The sequence below is a fragment of the Ralstonia sp. Ralssp135 genome (assembly GCF_047304345.1).
Taxonomy (GTDB): Bacteria; Pseudomonadota; Gammaproteobacteria; order Burkholderiales; family Burkholderiaceae; genus Ralstonia; species Ralstonia chuxiongensis.
In genome coordinates, this window is record NZ_JBGLYZ010000011.1 from 109,058 (window position 1) to 126,520 (window position 17,463).

Here is a 17,463-nt window from a genome sequence, read left to right on the forward strand (position 1 = left end):
GATGGCGCCGAGGCTAAGCTGCGTCCACCGGTAGGCGCGCGGCAATGGCCTCGGCCAGTTTGATACACGACAACGGGGACGATCCTTCCGCCTTGTTGCTGACCAGGATCGTCACCTTGCGCCCGGCCGCCAGCGCGGCAACCGCCATGTCGGCCAACGTCTCGCGCGAGAACGGGTCTTCATCGACGAGCTTGTTGAACGGTTTGTACGCCGCTTCGGCTTGCGCGTAGCGATAGCGGCTATTCAGGTTCCAGCGCACCACCAGCGGGCCGCCCGCGCCCTCATCCAGCAACGCGACGGCGGCGGCTTGCCGGTCCACCGCTGGCATCCGCTCATGCAGGCCGACGCAATAACGCACGCCAGCGGCGCGCAGCATCTTGATCAAGCGTGGCGTGAGCAGCGTGGCGTCGCGCAATTCCACCGCGTAGACGGCATCGGGATTGAGTTGCGGATCGAGCGGCGGCAGGGCGGTCAGGAAAGCCTCGAGCCGCTCTACAAAGCCAGTGGCATCTTCGGCCAGCGCGCCCAGCGGCGAAAGCTGAAACACCAGCGGCCCGCATCGCGTCCCGAGCCCGCGGGTGGCAGGCTCAACAAAATCGCGAATCGCAAATTCAGCATTCAGGAAGGCGGGATTGGCCATGCGCCCGCGCCCGTCCGATTCCCGAATCCACGCATCGCATACGGCGGAAGTTGCCTTGACTGCAAAGCGGAAATCTTCCGGCACGCTGGCCGCATAGGCGACGTAGTCCGCCAGCGGAATCGGCGAATAGAAACCGCGATCGATGCTGACCGTGCGCAGCAGCGGGTGCTGGGCGTAAGCCGCCAGGCCCTTGCGCGCGAGTATGGATTCGGAATATTCGCCCGCATACACCAGCCCGTCCCACCCCGGATACGACCACGACGAAGTGCCAATGCGCAGGCCGCGCGGCAAGCGTTGCGCGAGTTCGGCCACTTCGGGTGCGACCGCGGCTGGCAGAACGCCCTGGCGGGTGGGGGAACGTTTGGTTTTCGGAGCGGACTTGTCTGGTTCGGCGGCCGCGCTGTCGCTGGGTACGGGCGGCGCGCCGAACAGATCGTCGATGGGGGAACTGGCGGTCAAATGGTTACGCGTAAATATAGCGGCGCGACCACGGGATCGACGTCGCCGACTTGCCGGCCTTCTGCAGCACGGTCTGGAAGATCGAGATTTCGTCTGCGTCGAAAGCGTGCGCGCAGCCGGCCAGGTAAACGCGCCAGATACGGTATTTTTTCTCGCCCACCATCGCGCGGATGGTCTCGCCGTTGGTCTCGAAACGCTCGGCCCAGTGCTCGAGCGTGCGCGCATAGTGGCGGCGCAGGCTTTCAACGTCAAGCGCCTCCAGGCCGCCATCCTGCGCGGCGCTCAACGCCAGCGAGATGTGCGGTAGTTCACCTTGCGGAAAGACGTAGCGATCGATGAAATCGCCGCCGCCCAACGAGCTTTCGCCGCCGGCCGTGTCAGAAGACGTGATGCCGTGGTTCATGGCGACGCCGCCGTCGGCCAGCAGATCGTGTATGCGGCGGAAATACCCGGGCAGGTTCTTTCGGCCGACGTGCTCGAACATGCCGACGCTCGTGATGCGATCAAACTGGCCGGTGAGGTCGCGGTAGTCCTGGATGCGGATTTCGATCTGGTCTTGCAAGCCGGCCGCCCGCACGCGTTCGGTGGCAAGCTCGTACTGGTTTTGCGACAGCGTCACGCCCAGGCAGCGCGCGCCGTACTTCTGCGCGGCACGCAGCACCAGCGCGCCCCAGCCGCAGCCGATATCGAGCAGCGTTTGCCCGGGCTGCAAGCGGATCTTGGTGAGGATGTGGTCGATCTTCTTGAGCTGCGCCTCGTCGAGCGTTTCATCGCCATTTTCGAAGTAGGCGCAGGAGTAGACCATGTTCTGGTCCAGCCACAGCTTGTAGAAATCGTTGGAAACGTCGTAGTGATACTGGATCGCTTCCTTGTCGCCTTCCTTCGTGTGGGCGAAGTGGCGCACCACGCGGGCCAGCGCGTTTCCACTGCTGACCGCAGCCGCAGAAGCCAGGCTGTAGCTCACGTTGATGATGTCGGCCAGCTTGCCGTCCAGATCGATCTTCTCCTGAACGTACGCCTCGCCAAGGTTGTTGAGCGTGGGGGACAGCAGCAGCGGCAGAGCGCTCGCTTCGCGCACGGTGAGCGTGACGCGGGGCTGCTCGAAGCGGCCCAGTTCGTATTGGTCACCGTTCCATAACCGCAGGCGTAAAGGAAGGTCGGCAGACTCGCGGATGTCCCGGATCCACTGTTCGAGTTTGCGGTCAATCGCCTGTTGGAAAAACATGTCGACGCCTCCCTGATGTGCAGGTGTTCGAGGCGGCCATCGGATTGCAGCCCGAACGGATCACATTAGCTTACGACAAACTTTCCCATTGTGCTGTGCGGGTCTTAGCGGGCGCGTGCCGAGCCAATCATCCGCAGCAAGCGCCGTGCCGGTATGACGCGATGCGCAATAACGTGTTGCGCATCTGCTCGCCCGGCTACGGGGCGAGGCGGACGATCGTCCAGCTGCCGTCCGCCTGTTTCCGGTACTCCAGCCGGTCGTGCAAGCGTGATGGGCGGCCCTGCCAGAATTCCAGCTGCTCCGGCAGCAGACGGTAGCCGCCCCAGTGCGGCGGGCGCGGCGGAGCGTCGCCAAAGCGTGCGCGATATTCGGCTTCGCGGGCCTCCAGCGTGGTGCGGTCGGGCACTTCGCTGCTCTGCTCCGACGCCCACGCCCCCAACCGCGAGCCCAGCGGGCGCGAATGGTAATAGGCGTCGCTCTCGGCGTCGCTCACTTTTTCGACGATGCCCTGGACACGCACTTGCCGCTCCAGCCCAATCCAATGGAACAGCAGCGCGGCGCGCGGGTTGGCGGCCAGTTCTTCGCCCTTGTGGCTGGCGTAGTTGGTGAAGAAGGTGAAGCCGCGTTCGTCCAGGTTCTTGAGCAGCACGATGCGGGCGGAGGGCTGGCCCTGCGGGTCCACCGTGGCGAGCGTCATGGCGTTGACTTCAGCCACCTCGGACTTCAGGGCCTCGTCGAACCAGCGGCGGAACTGGCGCAGGGGGTTGGTGTCGACGTCGGCGATGTCGAGCGAAGCGCGGGCGTAATCGGTGCGGATATCGGCAATGGAGGTCATGAGCGTGGTGGAAGCAGCATGCGAACGGGCCGAGTATAGACAAACGCGGCCCGTCGTCCTTTGCTCGCGCGCAAGGGCTGGCACGGTTTGCGCTTGGGGCGGGGTGCTGGCGATCTGTCCCGCGCCGCCTATATTGGCTAGTCAAGGGCGTCAGGCTGGCGCCGCCTGCCATGTTCCCCACAAAAATTTCAACAGGATGTCGAAATGGCCCCCCGTTCCCATTTTCCCGACACCGCCGCCGGCCTGACGCGCCGCCAGTGGCTGCAAGGCACGCTGGCATTGGCTGCGGCCGGGCTGGCGGGCTCGCAGGCGCTGCGTGCGATCGCCCAGGCCCCGACTGAATCGCTGGATGCGTTCATGGCGTTGTCACAGGCGCTGACGGCGCGGCCGGCGCTGGATCGCGGCGTCGGCACGCGGTTGCTGGCGGCGCTGGGCAAATCCAGCGCCGACTTTGCCGCGCAATTGCGGCCACTGGCGCAGGCATTGGCGGCGGGCTCGCTTTCCGATGCGCAGCAGAAGACCGCGCTGCAGATTCTGGAAGCGTGGTACCTGGGCGTGGTCGACGGCAATGTCGTCACGTACGAGCAGGCGCTGATGTATAGCGTGGTCTCCGACACGCTGGTCATCCGCACGTATTGCCCCAACCAGCCCGGCTTCTGGGCCGAGCCCCCTGTCGAGAGGCAAGCCTGATGGCCCAATCTGAACGAACTCGCCAACAAGCCGATATCGTAGTGGTGGGCTCCGGCGTGGCCGGGGCGCTGGTGGCGTACGAGCTGGCGCGCGCGGGCAAGTCGGTGCTGATGCTCGAAGCGGGTCCGCGCCTGCCGCGCTGGGAGATCGTTGAGCGCTTCCGCAACCAGGCCGACAAGATGGATTTTATGGCGCCGTATCCATCCACGCCCTGGGCACCGCACCCTGAATACGGGCCGCCCAACAACTACCTCGTGCTCAAGGGCGAGCATCAGTTCAACTCGCAGTACATCCGGGCGGTGGGCGGCACGACGTGGCACTGGGCTGCATCGACGTGGCGCTTTTTGCCAAATGATTTCAAGCTGCGCAGCGTGTACGGCATCGCGCGCGACTGGCCGATCCAGTATCAGGATCTGGAGCGCTATTACGGCTTGGCCGAAGAGGCGCTGGGCGTATGGGGGCCGAACGACGAAGATTTGGGCTCGCCGCGTAGCCAGCCTTATCCGATGGCGCCGCTCCCGCTCTCGTTTAATGAACGCACGATCAAGGAAGCGCTCAATGCGCACGACGCGAGCTTCCACGTGGTGACCGAACCCGTGGCGCGCAACAGCCGCCCGTACGACGGCCGCCCGACCTGCTGTGGCAACAACAACTGCATGCCGATCTGCCCGATCGGCGCGATGTACAACGGCATTTTTCATGTGGAGAAAGCCGAGCAGGCCGGCGCGCGGCTGATCGAAAACGCCGTGGTCTTCAAGCTCGAAGTCGGTCCCAACAAGCGCATCGTGGCCGCGCGCTACAAAGACGCGAAAGGTGCCGAGCACCGCGTGGAAGGCAAGTGGTTCGTGCTGGCCGCCAACGGCATCGAAACACCCAAGCTGATGCTGATGTCGACGAGCCAGGATTTTCCGAAAGGCGTCGGCAACAGCTCCGACATGGTGGGCCGCAACCTGATGGACCACCCCGGCACCGGCGTGAGCTTCTATGCCGACCGCAAGCTATGGCCGGGGCGCGGGCCGCAGGAAATGACGTCGCTGATCGGCTTTCGAGATGGGCCTTTCCGCGCCACGCAGGCTGGCAAGAAACTGCACCTGTCGAACATCTCGCGCATCGAGCAGGAGACGCAGCGCATCTTCAAGGAAGGCAAGCTCATCAAGCCCGCCGACCTGGATGCGCGCATCCGCGACCAGGCTGCGCGCTACGTGCAGTTCGACAGTTTTCACGAGATCCTGCCGCTGCCCGAAAACCGCATCGTGCCGAGCGCGACGGAAGTGGATGCCATCGGCATTCCGCGCCCCGAGATCACGTACCACATCGACGACTACGTCAAACGCAGCGCGGTGCATACGCGAGAGGTCTACGCGACGGCAGCGCAGGTGATGGGCGGTACCAATGTCGAATTCCACGACGACTTTGCGCCCAACAACCACATCACCGGCGCGACCATCATGGGTGCCGATCCGAAAGACTCCGTGGTCGACAAGGATTGCCGGACGTTTGACCACCCGAATCTGTTCATCAGCAGCAGTTCCACCATGCCGACCGTGGGGACCGTCAACGTGACGCTGACCATCGCGGCACTGGCGCTGCGCATTGCCGACCAACTGAAGAAGGAGGCGTGAGATGAAATCGACCGCTTCTTTCTCGATGCTTTTGCTGGCCGGCCTCGTGGCGAATGCCTGGGCGAAAGACACACCGGCTGACGCCGCGCAGATCAAACGCGGTGAATACCTCGCGATTGCGGCGGACTGCGCGGCCTGCCATACGGCTCCCGGCGGCAAGCCCTTTGCCGGCGGCTTGCCGATGCAGATTCCGATGCTAGGCACCATTTACAGCAGCAACATCACGCCCGATGAGAAGACCGGCATCGGCAAATGGACCTACGAAGAATTCGAGCGCGCCGTGCGAAAAGGCGTGGACGATGCCGGCGACAATCTGTATCCGGCCATGCCGTATCCGTCGTACGCGAAGATCAACGATTCGGACATGCGCGATCTCTATGCGTATTTCCACAACGGCGTGACGGCCGTGCAGAACGATCCGCCACCGAGCACGATTCGCTGGCCGCTGAACATGCGCTGGCCGCTCAAGCTGTGGAACCTCGTTTTCCTCAAGAGCGAGCCGTACACCCCGAAGGGTGACAAGTCGCCGACGTGGAATCGCGGTGCGTACCTTACGCAAGGCCTCGCGCATTGCGGCACGTGCCATACGCCGCGCGGCTTCGCCATGCAGGAGAAGGCGCTGGACGAGCGCGGCAGCGGTTATCTGTCCGGCTCAACCCTCGCGGGCTGGACGGCATTCAACATCACGTCGGACCCAACGAGCGGCATCGGCGCGTGGAGGCCCGAGCAGCTCGTCCAATATCTGCGCACCGGCAGCGTCCCCGGCGTGGCACAGGCCGCAGGGCCGATGGGCGAAGCGGTGCAGCACAGCTTTTCGCGGATGACGATGCAAGACGTCCAGTCCATCGCCGAATACCTGCGCACCGTGCCAGCCGTGAGCAATAACCTTGAACGCGCACGGCAGGATTGGGGCAAGCCTGCCACCGATGTGACGGCGCTGCGAGGCAAGCCCATCGAAACCATGATTGATGCTGCGCGTCTGTACCTTGGCAATTGCGCCACGTGTCACCAGGCCGATGGACGTGGCACGCCCGACGGCTATTACCCGCCGCTGCTGCACAACTCAGCGGTCGGCACGCGGGACACAACCAACCTCGTGCAGGTGATGTTGTTCGGCATTGAACGCAAGGCCGGCGACAAGCACATCGGCATGCCGGCCTTCGGGCGTCAGTTGTCCAATGAACAGCTCGCCGCGCTGACGAACTACGTCACGCGCCAGTTTGGCGATCCGGCCACACCGGCGGTAACGGCAGGAGCTATCGCAAAGCGGCGTTCAGCGAAGTAGCGGCGATGGTGCAGGCGGCGGGTTAGCCGCCGGTCGTGAGCGGGTCGCGCGACGAGGGTGCTGCGGGACGCTGGGGCGCTGCGGTCTTGCCCGAGCCGGGCTGCGTCGATTTCAAATCGCCTTCCGGCGTGCGGCCCGGGTTCTTGCTGTGATACGTCTTGCCCGGCGGCGGCGCAGTCGGGCGCTGGCGCACATCGGCGAGCAGCTTGCCGCAAGCGCTTTCGGGTGCGGGTTTGAGCTCAAGCACTGGCAGTACCGCCGCCACCGGCGCCGTCAACGCCAGGGCCACTGCGCCGCCTGCCCGTAGCGCCACGACTGCCGGATTGATCGACACATCCGGATGCTTGTATGTGCCCTTCACATACAGCGGTGTGCGCAGCGAAAACACGCGCAGCCCCTTCGAATCCGGGTGGATGGTGAAGTCCAGCGCCTCCTGCTTGAAGCTCGTCGCGCCGGTTACGTCGATGACGGCATCCTGCGTATCCACCACAAACGTGCGCGCCTGCGCTAAGCCATTGCTTACGGCAAAGTCGCCAGCCGCGCAGTTGATGGTGACCTGCTTGTCGCCAAAGAGCTTGGTGAGGATCACGTTGCCGACGTTCAGCCCCATGGCTTCCAGGATGAACTTGCTGATGGTGCCTTGCTCGACCAAGAGCTTCACCTCGCCATTCGATGAGCCGAGCAGAGCCGCCACCGAATTGCCCGTGGCCGAGAGACGCGCATCGCCGTTGATCTCACCCACGCTGGCGCGCACCGATTCGATCTTCGGGAACAGTTGCTTGATCTTGAAGTGCCGTGCCGCCAGCGCAGCGCGTGCCTGCATGGGCGTGGCGTGTCCGTCGAGCTGGATGTTGGAGGAAAGCGTGCCGCCCGCAATGCCGAAATTGAGCGGGTCGAGCGTGAGCACCGCGTCCTGCAGCTTGACGTGCGTAACGAGGTGGTTGATCGGCAGATCTGCTGTGTGGACGATGCGCTCGCCGGTGAACTTCACGTCGGCATCGATCGCGTTCCAGCGATCGGTGCGGAAGGGCTCGACCGGCAGCACCTTGTCGGGGGGCTGCGGCACGGTTTTGCTGTCACCTGGGTCGGCGCTCGGATCGGCGCGCTTGGCCTTGCTGGCGTTCGAGTCGGCGCCGATGATTGGCGCGAGGTCAGCGAACAGTAATTGATGCGAAACGAGTTCGCCAGTCAATTGCGGACGGGGCTGGCGCATCGCAAAGGTGAGCGTGCCGCCCAAATCGGAACCGCCCACGCGGCCCGTGAATTTTTCGTAGCGCCACGTCGAGCCTTGCTTGCGAAGTTCGCCGATCAGCCAGCCGCGGGTGTCGAAAGGCGGTGTATCCGGCAGCACCACGCCGGTCAGCGGATACAACTGCGCCATGCTTGCGCCCGACAGGTGCAGGCGTAAGTCGATGGCCGTCAGGCTGGCGGGGTTGGTGAGCGTGCCTGCCAGGTCGATACGCGTCTTACCGACCGTCACGTCGGCCTGCAGCGGGTAGGGCCGTTTTGCATCCTGCAGGCGCAGCACGCCGCCGGCCTTGCCGCTGCCCTTGATGGTGGCGTTGTTGTAGGTTCCCTTGACCGTCCACGCGATGCCGTAAGGCTGCTGCGGATCGGCCACCGTCGGCGTCTGTGCTGCGGTATCGGATGCTGCCGCGCCGGACGCCGTCGGTGCCGTGGCGGGCTGGTCCGCACTCTTCATGGCCGTGCCGTTAGCGGCGGTGTACAGCGACTGGTTGTCGACGGTGTCGATGGCCGCAGTCAGGTGAATGCGCTTGACGTCATCGTCCAACGCCAGCGAGCCCTTGCTGAAGGCGATCTCGCGCAGGTCCAGTTTCCAGTCCGACGGCTTCTTGTTGTCGTCCTCGCTGCCCGCCAGATCGAACGTCCAGTTGTTGCGGTTCTGCTTGTCGCGTTCGAGCGCGATGGCCGGCGTGTCCAGCGTCACGCTCGGGATGACGATGCGATGCGCCAGCAGCGGCAGCGCCTCCAGCACAAACGTGAGCTGATGGATGGTGGCCACGTTCGGCTGCTTGGCCCATTCCGGGTTTCCGACGGTGATGTCGTTGGCAATCAGTCGTGGCCAGGGCACATATGCACGCCAGCCGGATTCGCCCTCGGGCTTCTTCCACGTGAGCATCAGATCGCCGTTGATGGCGAAGGGGCGCCCGATGGCTTGCGAGACGCGATCATTCAGATACGGCTTGGCGCGGTTCCAGTCGAACGTCAGCACAAAGGTGACCGCCGCTGCCACGATGACGACGGGTGTGATGACCAGTCCGAGGGCGAGTTTGCCGGATGTACGCATCGTCTTTTTGTTGGTATTGGCACAAAAATGCGACCGCGCACGTTGATATATAGTTCGGCGCAACCACGATTCAATTGTGTCATGAGCCAAGTAGCAATCAGCGCGCCAGCGCACCCGCCCATTCTCGATGATGAATACGCACGCCGGTTTGGCGGTGTTGCCCGGTTGTACGGTCCGCAGGCGCTTGAGCGTTTTGCGGCGGCGCACGTGTGCGTGATCGGCATCGGCGGTGTGGGGTCTTGGGCTGCCGAGGCGGTGGCGCGCTGCGGTGTCGGCAAGTTCACGCTGATCGACCTCGATCACATCGCGGTGTCCAACACCAACCGCCAGATTCACGCGCTGGGCGACGCGTATGGCATGGCCAAGGTCGACGCCATGGCAGAGCGCATCCTGCAGATCAATCCGCGCGCGGAGATCAGCCGCATTGATGATTTCGTGACGGTCGAGAACGTCGAGGCATTGCTCGGCCACCCGTTCGATTACGTAATCGACGCGATCGATGCGGTGAAGGTGAAGACGGCCATCATCGCGTTCTGCAAACGCACCGGCAAACGCGTGGTGACATGCGGCGCGGCAGGTGGGCAGCTGGACCCGACGCGCATTCGCGTAACGGACCTCTCGCGCACGATTCAAGATCCGCTGCTCGCCAAGGTGCGCGGCAACCTGCGCCGCCAGCATGGCTTTCCGAAAAACCCGAAGTCACGCTTCGGTATCGACGCAGTCTTCTCGGACGAGCCGCTGCGCTACCCAGAATCTGAACAGCAGGCGTGCGATGTCGAGTTGCCGGTCGAGTCCAGCCACGCCGGTATCGACGATCTTGCAGCGGCTGGGGACATTGCCGTGGTTAATGCGCCGCCCGCTCCGCAGCCTGCGCAGCAGGGGCCGCAAGGCCTTGCATGCGCCGGCTTTGGCTCGTCCGTATGCGTGACGGCGGTGTTCGGGATGGTGGCCGCGTCAACGGCGCTGCGTGCGATCGCCGGCGTCTGACGGCGTGCTGCTTGATCGAGGGATGACCTGATCCAGCTTCTCGCGGATGGCGTCGGCATACACGCCCGACCACCCGTCGCGCGGCTGGCTGTCGGCAAAGACCACAAAACCGGGCATGACCGACACGCCGTATCGATCGGCGGTGTGCTGGTTCTCGTCGAAATCCATGGTGACGAATGTGGCGCGTCCGGCGTAGCTCGACTCCATTTGTTCGAGGCTGGCCACGGCGGATTGGCTCGGGTGGCTCCACTCTGCGGCAAAGCACACCACCACCGGGTTGCGTTGCGAGGCATCGATCACATCGGATTGAAACGAGGCATCGTTGACGATCTTCATGGGCGCTCCCAGCGTGGAGTGGACGCCCGCGCAACGAAGGCCAGCGGGCAGGGCCACTTTGACTCTAGGCAGCAGACCGCCGGTCGACAACCTGCGTTCAGCCGACGTGCTCGATGTTGCGCACGGAGCTTCCCACTTGCGCCAGGTACGTCGTCATCATGCGGTCCATCACGTCGACATGCTGGGCAAACCAGGCGGGCAATTCCGCCACAAGGCGTCGGCCCAACTCCATTTCGCCCGCAGCGGCGCGCTTGCGCACTTCGCGGCACAGCGCCAGCACGTTGTCGTGCTCGCCGCGGTGGCAGTGGCGCGGGGGGAAGTCGGCGGCGTCCATCCACGCATTTTCTTCACCGAAATGGTGCTCGGTGTGGTCGATGAAGGCGTCGAGCGCGGGAATGAACTCGGCGTCCGAGGCATCTGCAATGGCGTTGAGCAGCGCGCAGAATTCGGCGTGGTTGGCGTCGGTGGCGGCGTCTCCGAGTTGGAGCGCCTCGGACCATTCGATCACGGGCATGGCAGATGAGGAATTGGATGGGCAAGGCGGTCAGCTTAAGCGACGGCCACCTTGCCCCAGTTTGACGCGGGGCAAACGAGTTAGCTGGCGTCGGGCGCGGGATGCTGCTGCAGCACTTCTACCGCCCGTGTGTATAGCGCCACCGACGGCGCATAGCCACGCCCGATCTGATACAGCGTGCCGCCTTGCTCGGCCAGCAGGCTGGGAAAGCCAGTGATGCCCCAGCGGCGCGATAGTCGGAAGTCTTCGCGCGTTTCGTCGCGCAGCGCATCCGTGTCGAACACGGCATCGAAGTGTGCCGCCCCGACGCCATTGGCGAGTGCAACGTCGCGCAGCACGTCGGCTTGTGTGGTGTCGCGGCCTTCGGCATAGAAGGCGTGCTGGATGGCATGGAAGACGGTGAGCACGCGTTCGTCTTCCTCGGCCCAGTGCTCGCGTGCCATGACGACGGCGCGGCAGGCGGGTTCGGTGTCGTAGACGAATCCATCGCGGCGCATGGCTACCTCGGGCGACTGGTCGAACGGCATGCCGCTGCGTTCGGCCACGGCATGCCAGTGGTGGAGGATTTCGTCGCGCTTGTCCGCTGCCATCGGCTCGCGCTGGCCGGGGCGCAGGCCGCCGGTGATGAGCGTCACGGGCACCGGCGCGCCAAGGGTATCGGCCAGCCGCTTGCGCAGGTCAGCCAACTGCGGGCCGAAGCCGTAGCACCACGAACACATCGGATCGGCTACATAGATCAGTCGCATGGCGGCTCCTCAATTCAGTTTGGACGCCAGCTGCCGGCGCCAGTGCGATACCGCTTGCGGCGCGTCGCGCATCATGTCGAATACCGAGACCATCGTCTTGCGGGCGACGTCATCACGGAATGCGCGATCCCGCTCGACGATGGCGAGCAATTGCTCCAGGGCCGCTTCGTAATCCTGGCCGGCGATGTACTGTTGCGCCAGATCGAGCCGCGCCTGCAGATTGCCGGGCTCCGCTTCCACGACCGTGCGCAGGGCACCGGCGTCGGGGAGCGCATCGGCCCGTTCGGTGGCCTTCAGCCGCGTCTGTAGCGGGGCATAGCGCTCGTCCTGCGGCGCCTTGGGCGAAAGCAATGCGAACTCACCCTGCGCGGCATGCGCGTCGCCGCTGTCCAGCAAGAGGTTCACCAGTTCAAAGCGGGCGGCATCGAAGCCGGGGTCGAATGCCAGCGCGTTCTGGAACGCTTCGCGCGCATGGGTGGTTTCGCCGGCTTGGCTTGCGGCCAGGCCTTCGCGATAGGCGATTTCTGCAGGTTGCGGAATCACGCGATCCAGGAACGCGCGCAATTGCGCTTCGGGCAAGACGCCGACGAACTGGTCGACCGGTTTGCCATCCACAAACGCCACCACATACGGGATGCTGCGCACGTGGAACTGGGCGGAAAGCTCCGGGTTTTCGTCCGAGTTGATCTTGGCGAGCTTCCATTTGCCGGCGTACTCAGCCTCCAGCTTTTCCAGCATCGGACCCAATGTGCGGCACGGACCGCACCATGGCGCCCAGAAATCAACCAGCACCGGGACCTGGCGAGAGGTTTCGATCACTTCTTGCGCGAAATTCTGCGAGGTGATGTCGCTCATCGTCGGGATTCTCCTGAGGGGCAATGGCGCCGGTACCTACACCGGCGAGAGGTATCGTGCATTTTACTTGGGGGTGGGGCGGACCGTTTCTAGGCAATCTGCCCGTCCTTTGTCCGCCGCAATAACGTATGTCACAGCAACGGTTGAAAATAGAACGATCGTTCGGATACCATCCGGTAAAAACAACACACAGATTCACGGAGACATGGCATGACACGACCGCACTTCCAGTTCTGGCCCCGACGTTTGCCGCACAACATCAGCTCGCCGCAAACGAGCCTTTGGTACAACCTGGAAGTGTCTGCCCGACGCTATCCGGACAAGGACGCGATTATCTTTTACGGTCGCCACACCACCTTCCGTGAGCTGCACGATGATGCAGTCGCAGTGGCGGGCTGGCTGCAGCAGGTGGCGGGGGTGCAGAAGGGCGACCGGGTGCTGCTGTACATGCAGAACTGTCCGCAGTTCATGGCCGCGTATTACGGCATCCTGCGCGCGGATGCGGTGGTCGTGCCGGTCAACCCGATGAACCGGCCGGAAGAATTCAAGCATTACATCACTGATGCGGGCGCAGCCACGGTCATCTGCAGCGCAGATCTGGCCGTCAACGTGACCACCGCCAACGCCGAGCTGCCCGAGGCGCAGCGCACCAAGCACCTGCTGGTCACGTCGTACGCCGATGCGCTGCCAGCCCAGTACGAATATCCCGAAGATGCACCCCCCGCGTGGATTACCGCGCAGCATCCGGCGCAGCCCGGTGCCGTTGCATGGAACGATGCGCTCGCGCAACGCCTCGTGCCAGGCCCGCACACCGCCGGCCCGGACGATCTGGCCGTGATGCCGTACACGTCGGGCACCACGGGCTTTCCGAAGGGCTGCATGCACCCGCATCGCACGGTCATGCACAACGTGGTGGGTGGTTCGATGTGGTCGAGCTCGACCAAGGAGGGCGTGAGCCTGTCGATCATCCCGCTGTTCCATGTGACCGGCATGCAGTACGGCATGAATGCGCCGATCTATATGGGCTCCACGGTCGTGATGCTGCCGCGCTGGGATCGCGAGGTGGCGGGGCGGCTGATCTCGCGCTACAAGATCACGCATTGGACGAACATTCCGACCATGGTGATCGACTTCCTGGCGAGCCCGCAGCTGGCGGAGTTCGACCTGTCGAGCCTGGCCTACATCGGCGGCGGCGGCGCGGCGATGCCGCAGGCTGTGGCCGAGCGGCTGCTGAAGGATTTCAACCTCGCGTACCAGGAAGGCTACGGCCTGTCGGAAACGATCGCACCTACGCACAGCAACCCGGCCGATCGGGCCAAGCAGCAGTGCCTGGGCATTCCCGTGTTCAACACCGACGCTCGCATCGTCGATCCGCAGACGCTGCAAGAACTGCCGATCGGCGAGGTGGGTGAAATCATCGTCAGCGGCCCGCAGGTCTTCCTGGGTTACTGGGGCAAGCCGCAGGCCAGCGCAGAAGTCTTCATCGAGTTCGAGGGTAAGCGCTTCTTCCGCACGGGCGACCTCGGCAGGATGGATGAAGACGGCTACTTCTTTCTCACCGATCGCCTGAAACGCATGATCAATGCGTCGGGCTTCAAGGTCTGGCCGGCCGAGGTGGAGAGCCTGCTGTACAAGCACCCCGACGTGCAGGAGGCCTGCATCATCGGCACGCGTGATGCGTATCGCGGCGAGTCGGTCAAGGCGGTGGTGGTGCTCAAGGCTCACGCCAAGGGCAAGACCACCGAAGACGACATCATCAACTGGGCGCGCGACAACATGGCCGCTTACAAGTACCCGCGCGTGGTGGAGTTTGTGGATGCGCTGCCCAAGTCCGGCACGGGCAAGGTGATGTGGCGCACGCTGCAGGAGCAGGAAAACGCCAGGAACGACGCGGCCGAGAAACCGGCGGCAGCCTAAAGAGGGCATCAGAGAGCATCAAGAGAAAGGGGCCTGAGTGGCCCCTTTTTTAATGTCCGCGCGCCTTGAACAGAAGTGCGCCGATGCCGTGGAAGCCACGCTGACGCGCATGCCGCATCGGCGTGACGCCCCCGCGGTCGGCCAGGTTCGGGTCGGCGCCGCCGTCGAGCAGCAGTTGCACGGTTTTCTCGTATTTGTCACTGCCGTCGCCCAGGGCCACGGCTTCGATCAGCGCGGTCAGGCCCAGGTTGTTGGTGGCATCGGGCGGTACGCCCGCCTTCACGAGTTCGTTGACGACTTCCACGTAGCCACGGCGCGCCGCCGGGATGAGCGCGGTGTCGCCGTCAGCGTTGGTGGCGCGCAGGTTGGCACCGTGCGAGAGGGCCAGGCGAACCGTTTCCGCATCGCCCTGGATGGCAGCGAGCAGAAAGGCGCTGTTCTGCGTGTTGTCCTGCAGGTTGACGTCGGCGCCGGCCTGGATGAGCAAGCGTGCCGCCGCACCCATGTGCGCCATGACGGCGGCGATGAGCGCGGTGCGGCCGTCGGCATCACGCGCCTTGAGGCTGGCGCCTTCGGCCAGCAACGACTGGATTGCCATGGTGTTTCCGGCCTGCGCGGCCAGAATCAGGTCGCGGTCACGCGTGGCGGGGTCGCTGTGGCGGACGGGGCGGGCGTCGGGCGCACGTGCCGCGCCGGGTGCCACTTTGGCGCTGGCGTTGGCTGCAACATGCACGATCGGCAGATGCTGCTCCTGCCACGCATTGGCCATGTCGCCCACGGCCAGTGCCATCCCCAGCATGACGCCGATGAGCTGGTTGATCGCGGGGTGCGGAGCGATGAGCATGGCGGGCGGGTTTAGGCGCTGAGGTAGGGATCGGGCAGCGGTGCGGTGTCGGTTACGTCCGTTGCGTCGGTTGTGGCGGAGGGGGCGTTTGCTGCGTCGGTCTCCTGCAGGCGCGACCACAGGCGGTCCAGATACGGGTCGTGCAGCCCATTGCTGGCCAGGCCGATCAGCGTGCGCTGCAGGTATTCGCGTGCCGGGCCGTACAGCCCGACCGCCTCGCGCAGGCAGCCGACCACGCGCTCGTCGGGCAGACGGCCGGCATAGGCCTCATGCGCGCGGTTCATGACGAAAGCCAGCGCCATGACGCGTTGGCCATTGATTTCGGTGGGCAGCCAGCGGGGGAGGTACGCGCCGGTCAGCATCTCGCGGCGCCAGAGCACCCGGAATTCATGCTCGGCATGCTCGCGCGGAACGCGGAAAGCCACGCCACGGCAGCTGCCGCCACGGTCCAGACCCAGCACGAGCCCGGGGTTGTCCCAAGTGCCGCGGTTGATACGGGAATAGAGATAGAAGCCGCGGTGATAGCCGCGCACCGTGGCGCGGGCGGCCTCGGTGTGGAAGATCATCGGGTTCCAGATGAGCGAGCCGTAGCCGAACACCCAGGCGTCCTGACATTCGCCGTGCGCAGCCGACAACCGCGCGAGCGTCGATGCAAGCGACGCTTCCAACGCAGCCTCGGTCAGCAACGACGACGCGACGGGCGAATCACCCAGGGCGGCGCGCAACCGGTTCTGTTCGAGATCCTCTCGGGTGACGGCCATGTCGCAAGCATAGAGCAATCGTTACGAGTGGTCACGCGGGCGGACGGCCGATGGCCCGGAAACAGGGCGTTGCGATGCTCGGGGGACGTTTGACTATGGCGCGGCCGCAACGGTGAAGCATGCGCAGCCGGAAAACTGGAGGCGGGGGATCGGAATTGAACCGTCTTATACGGCTTTGCAAGCCGCAGCATTGACCACTCTGCCACCCCGCCGAGGGAGGCGGCTTGCGATGCACCGCGTGATGCATCGCAAGCCGGGGCGGATTCTAGCGCAGGATCAAACTTCCAGCAGATCGACCTCAAAAAGCAACGTTGCGTTCGGGGGGATCACGCCGCCTGCGCCGCGTGCGCCATAGCCCAGGGCCGCCGGGATGATCAGCTTGCGCGTGCCGCCGACCTTCATGCCTTGAACGCCTTCGTCCCAGCCCTTGATGACCATGCCGCCACCCAGGTGGAAGGCGAAGGGGTCGTTACGGTCTTTGCTGGAGTCGAATTTCTTGCCGGCCTGGCCGTTTTCGTAGAGCCAGCCGGTGTAGTGCACGGTGACGTATTTGCCGGCCGTGGCTTCAGCGCCGTCGCCGACGACGACATCCTCGTATTGCAGGCCGCTTGCGGTGGTTTCGATGGTCATGATGAGCCTCGTGGAGTGGCGTGGGTGATGAAGGGGAAAGGGCTCAGGCGGCGTCCGCGGCCTTGAGCGTTTCGAGCTGGACGTGGACGTTGTCGGCGTCGTTGGCGATCCAGATGTCGCCGTCCTGGATGGTGACTTGCAGACGCATGGTGCGTTCCACCATGGCGGCCAGCGCGGCCACGGTGTCCGCAGCAACCTCGTACACCGACACGTTGGCAAAGCGCGTGATCTTGGTCTCGATTTGTTGCCACCACACGCGGCTTGCGTTGCCGCTATATGTATAGACGGCGACTTGTTCGGCGCGGTTGCTGGCCTTGCGGATGCGGGTGTCGTCGGGGTTGCCGAGGTCGATCCACAGCTCGATGGCGTCGGTCAGGTCGCGCTGCCAGAGTTCGGGTTCGTCAGGCTCGGACAGGCCGCGCGTGAAGGCAAGCGTTTCACTGGCGTGGCGGGCGAAGGCGAGCACGCGCACCATCATGCGCTCGTCGTTCTCGCTGGGGTGGCGAGCGACGGTCAGCGCGTGATTGGCGTAGTAGTGGCGATCCATGTCGGCGATCTGCAGATCGACCTTGTAGATCGTGGATTTCAGGGCCATGCGGGTGGTCGGTGGATGGGCCGTTTTTGGCAAAGCGCGCATTGTCGCACGGGCCGGTGAAGCTGACGGCATTGGCCTGGCGCATTCCCAACGGCGGCTGTTTGCGGTATACGAGCGGTGCGTGCGCTATTCGGCGCATATTTTTCCTATCCAAACAGGACAATCAGAACGATGCGTTGGATATTCGGAATCGTGGGCCTGCTGCTTGGGGGCC

The 17,463-nt window shown here is 64.3% G+C and carries 17 protein-coding genes and 1 tRNA gene; 5 read left to right on the plus strand and 13 right to left on the minus strand.

From position 1 onward, the window contains the following. Window positions 1-13: 13 nt before the first annotated feature. The 3 genes from ACCD03_RS10745 to pdxH form a co-directional block, all read right to left on the minus strand. Window positions 14-1,099 carry a DUF72 domain-containing protein gene (locus tag ACCD03_RS10745; protein ID WP_253536613.1) on the minus strand — a complete coding sequence of 362 codons (1,086 nt, stop codon included), beginning with the start codon at window positions 1,097-1,099 and terminating at the stop codon, window positions 14-16. Window positions 1,100-1,103: 4 nt separating this feature from the next. Next, a complete protein-coding gene (locus ACCD03_RS10750) occupies window positions 1,104-2,324 on the minus strand; it encodes an SAM-dependent methyltransferase (RefSeq protein ID WP_253536614.1) in 1,221 nt (406 codons plus the stop codon). Window positions 2,325-2,520: 196 nt separating this feature from the next. Next, window positions 2,521-3,159, minus strand: coding sequence for a pyridoxamine 5'-phosphate oxidase (gene pdxH / locus ACCD03_RS10755; RefSeq protein WP_045204560.1), 639 nt, complete (start codon window positions 3,157-3,159; stop codon window positions 2,521-2,523). 204 nt (window positions 3,160-3,363) lie between these two features. On the opposite strand from pdxH, the gene ACCD03_RS10760 reads away from it, so the two are divergent. The 3 genes from ACCD03_RS10760 to ACCD03_RS10770 are packed head-to-tail and all read left to right on the plus strand — an operon-like array spanning window position 3,364 to window position 6,756. After that, window positions 3,364-3,849 (plus strand): sugar dehydrogenase complex small subunit, encoded by a 486-nt coding sequence (locus ACCD03_RS10760; RefSeq protein WP_045204559.1) that lies wholly within the window; start codon window positions 3,364-3,366, stop codon window positions 3,847-3,849. Further along, window positions 3,849-5,471, plus strand: coding sequence for a GMC family oxidoreductase (locus ACCD03_RS10765; RefSeq protein ID WP_325652670.1), 1,623 nt, complete (start codon window positions 3,849-3,851; stop codon window positions 5,469-5,471). The genes ACCD03_RS10760 and ACCD03_RS10765 overlap by 1 nt, the downstream gene beginning before the upstream one ends. A gap of 1 nt (window position 5,472) precedes the next feature. Beyond that, on the plus strand, window positions 5,473-6,756 hold the full coding sequence (locus ACCD03_RS10770) for a cytochrome c (protein WP_325652672.1): 1,284 nt from the start codon (window positions 5,473-5,475) through the stop codon (window positions 6,754-6,756). A 22-nt stretch (window positions 6,757-6,778) separates the two neighbouring features. Here ACCD03_RS10770 and ACCD03_RS10775 read toward each other — a convergent pair whose 3' ends face one another. Then, entirely contained in the window at window positions 6,779-9,064 is a 2,286-nt protein-coding gene (locus ACCD03_RS10775) for an AsmA family protein (RefSeq protein ID WP_413411509.1), read from the minus strand. Between the two features lie 81 nt (window positions 9,065-9,145). Here ACCD03_RS10775 and tcdA point away from each other — a divergent pair, with 81 nt between their 5' ends. After that, window positions 9,146-10,051: a tRNA cyclic N6-threonylcarbamoyladenosine(37) synthase TcdA gene (gene tcdA / locus ACCD03_RS10780; protein WP_325652676.1), complete on the plus strand. Its 906-nt coding sequence runs from the start codon at window positions 9,146-9,148 to the stop codon at window positions 10,049-10,051. Here the strand turns inward: tcdA and ACCD03_RS10785 are convergent. From ACCD03_RS10785 to trxA, 4 genes are all read right to left on the minus strand, one after another. Then, window positions 10,019-10,387 (minus strand): thioredoxin family protein, encoded by a 369-nt coding sequence (locus ACCD03_RS10785; protein WP_325652678.1) that lies wholly within the window; start codon window positions 10,385-10,387, stop codon window positions 10,019-10,021. The genes tcdA and ACCD03_RS10785 overlap by 33 nt on opposite strands. Before the next feature lie 97 nt (window positions 10,388-10,484). Next, a complete protein-coding gene (locus ACCD03_RS10790; protein WP_325652680.1) occupies window positions 10,485-10,901 on the minus strand; it encodes a bacteriohemerythrin in 417 nt (138 codons plus the stop codon). A gap of 80 nt (window positions 10,902-10,981) precedes the next feature. Further along, a complete protein-coding gene (locus tag ACCD03_RS10795) occupies window positions 10,982-11,647 on the minus strand; it encodes a DsbA family protein (protein ID WP_253536620.1) in 666 nt (221 codons plus the stop codon). A 9-nt stretch (window positions 11,648-11,656) separates the two neighbouring features. After that, entirely contained in the window at window positions 11,657-12,502 is an 846-nt protein-coding gene (gene trxA / locus ACCD03_RS10800; RefSeq protein WP_045204551.1) for a thioredoxin, read from the minus strand. Window positions 12,503-12,712: 210 nt separating this feature from the next. On the opposite strand from trxA, the gene ACCD03_RS10805 reads away from it, so the two are divergent. Continuing rightward, window positions 12,713-14,419: a long-chain fatty acid--CoA ligase gene (locus ACCD03_RS10805; RefSeq protein ID WP_253536622.1), complete on the plus strand. Its 1,707-nt coding sequence runs from the start codon at window positions 12,713-12,715 to the stop codon at window positions 14,417-14,419. Between the two features lie 49 nt (window positions 14,420-14,468). Here ACCD03_RS10805 and ACCD03_RS10810 read toward each other — a convergent pair whose 3' ends face one another. From ACCD03_RS10810 to ACCD03_RS10830, 5 genes are all read right to left on the minus strand, one after another. Continuing rightward, on the minus strand, window positions 14,469-15,263 hold the full coding sequence (locus ACCD03_RS10810; protein ID WP_316673751.1) for an ankyrin repeat domain-containing protein: 795 nt from the start codon (window positions 15,261-15,263) through the stop codon (window positions 14,469-14,471). 11 nt (window positions 15,264-15,274) lie between these two features. Further along, entirely contained in the window at window positions 15,275-16,024 is a 750-nt protein-coding gene (locus ACCD03_RS10815; RefSeq protein ID WP_253536624.1) for a gamma-glutamylcyclotransferase, read from the minus strand. Window positions 16,025-16,160: 136 nt separating this feature from the next. Next, window positions 16,161-16,236, minus strand: a tRNA-Cys gene (locus tag ACCD03_RS10820). A gap of 64 nt (window positions 16,237-16,300) precedes the next feature. Then, on the minus strand, window positions 16,301-16,654 hold the full coding sequence (locus tag ACCD03_RS10825; RefSeq protein ID WP_012761517.1) for an FKBP-type peptidyl-prolyl cis-trans isomerase: 354 nt from the start codon (window positions 16,652-16,654) through the stop codon (window positions 16,301-16,303). Window positions 16,655-16,697: 43 nt separating this feature from the next. Continuing rightward, window positions 16,698-17,249 (minus strand): YaeQ family protein, encoded by a 552-nt coding sequence (locus ACCD03_RS10830; protein WP_045204548.1) that lies wholly within the window; start codon window positions 17,247-17,249, stop codon window positions 16,698-16,700. Window positions 17,250-17,463: the final 214 nt, after the last annotated feature.

What these genes read in the sequence shown, in the direction of transcription:
- ACCD03_RS10825 (WP_012761517.1), bottom strand. Translation starts at nt 16,654, where the DNA reads ATGACCATCGAAACCACCGCAAGCGGCCTGCAATACGAGGATGTCGTC.
- ACCD03_RS10805 (WP_253536622.1), top strand. Translation starts at nt 12,713, where the DNA reads ATGACACGACCGCACTTCCAGTTCTGGCCCCGACGTTTGCCGCACAAC.
- ACCD03_RS10775 (WP_413411509.1), bottom strand. Translation starts at nt 9,064, where the DNA reads ATGCGTACATCCGGCAAACTCGCCCTCGGACTGGTCATCACACCCGTC.
- ACCD03_RS10770 (WP_325652672.1), top strand. Translation starts at nt 5,473, where the DNA reads ATGAAATCGACCGCTTCTTTCTCGATGCTTTTGCTGGCCGGCCTCGTG.
- trxA (WP_045204551.1), bottom strand. Translation starts at nt 12,502, where the DNA reads ATGAGCGACATCACCTCGCAGAATTTCGCGCAAGAAGTGATCGAAACC.
- ACCD03_RS10760 (WP_045204559.1), top strand. Translation starts at nt 3,364, where the DNA reads ATGGCCCCCCGTTCCCATTTTCCCGACACCGCCGCCGGCCTGACGCGC.
- ACCD03_RS10785 (WP_325652678.1), bottom strand. Translation starts at nt 10,387, where the DNA reads ATGAAGATCGTCAACGATGCCTCGTTTCAATCCGATGTGATCGATGCC.
- ACCD03_RS10750 (WP_253536614.1), bottom strand. Translation starts at nt 2,324, where the DNA reads ATGTTTTTCCAACAGGCGATTGACCGCAAACTCGAACAGTGGATCCGG.
- tcdA (WP_325652676.1), top strand. Translation starts at nt 9,146, where the DNA reads ATGAGCCAAGTAGCAATCAGCGCGCCAGCGCACCCGCCCATTCTCGAT.
- ACCD03_RS10795 (WP_253536620.1), bottom strand. Translation starts at nt 11,647, where the DNA reads ATGCGACTGATCTATGTAGCCGATCCGATGTGTTCGTGGTGCTACGGC.
- ACCD03_RS10790 (WP_325652680.1), bottom strand. Translation starts at nt 10,901, where the DNA reads ATGCCCGTGATCGAATGGTCCGAGGCGCTCCAACTCGGAGACGCCGCC.
- ACCD03_RS10765 (WP_325652670.1), top strand. Translation starts at nt 3,849, where the DNA reads ATGGCCCAATCTGAACGAACTCGCCAACAAGCCGATATCGTAGTGGTG.
- ACCD03_RS10815 (WP_253536624.1), bottom strand. Translation starts at nt 16,024, where the DNA reads ATGGCCGTCACCCGAGAGGATCTCGAACAGAACCGGTTGCGCGCCGCC.
- ACCD03_RS10810 (WP_316673751.1), bottom strand. Translation starts at nt 15,263, where the DNA reads ATGCTCATCGCTCCGCACCCCGCGATCAACCAGCTCATCGGCGTCATG.
- ACCD03_RS10830 (WP_045204548.1), bottom strand. Translation starts at nt 17,249, where the DNA reads ATGGCCCTGAAATCCACGATCTACAAGGTCGATCTGCAGATCGCCGAC.
- pdxH (WP_045204560.1), bottom strand. Translation starts at nt 3,159, where the DNA reads ATGACCTCCATTGCCGATATCCGCACCGATTACGCCCGCGCTTCGCTC.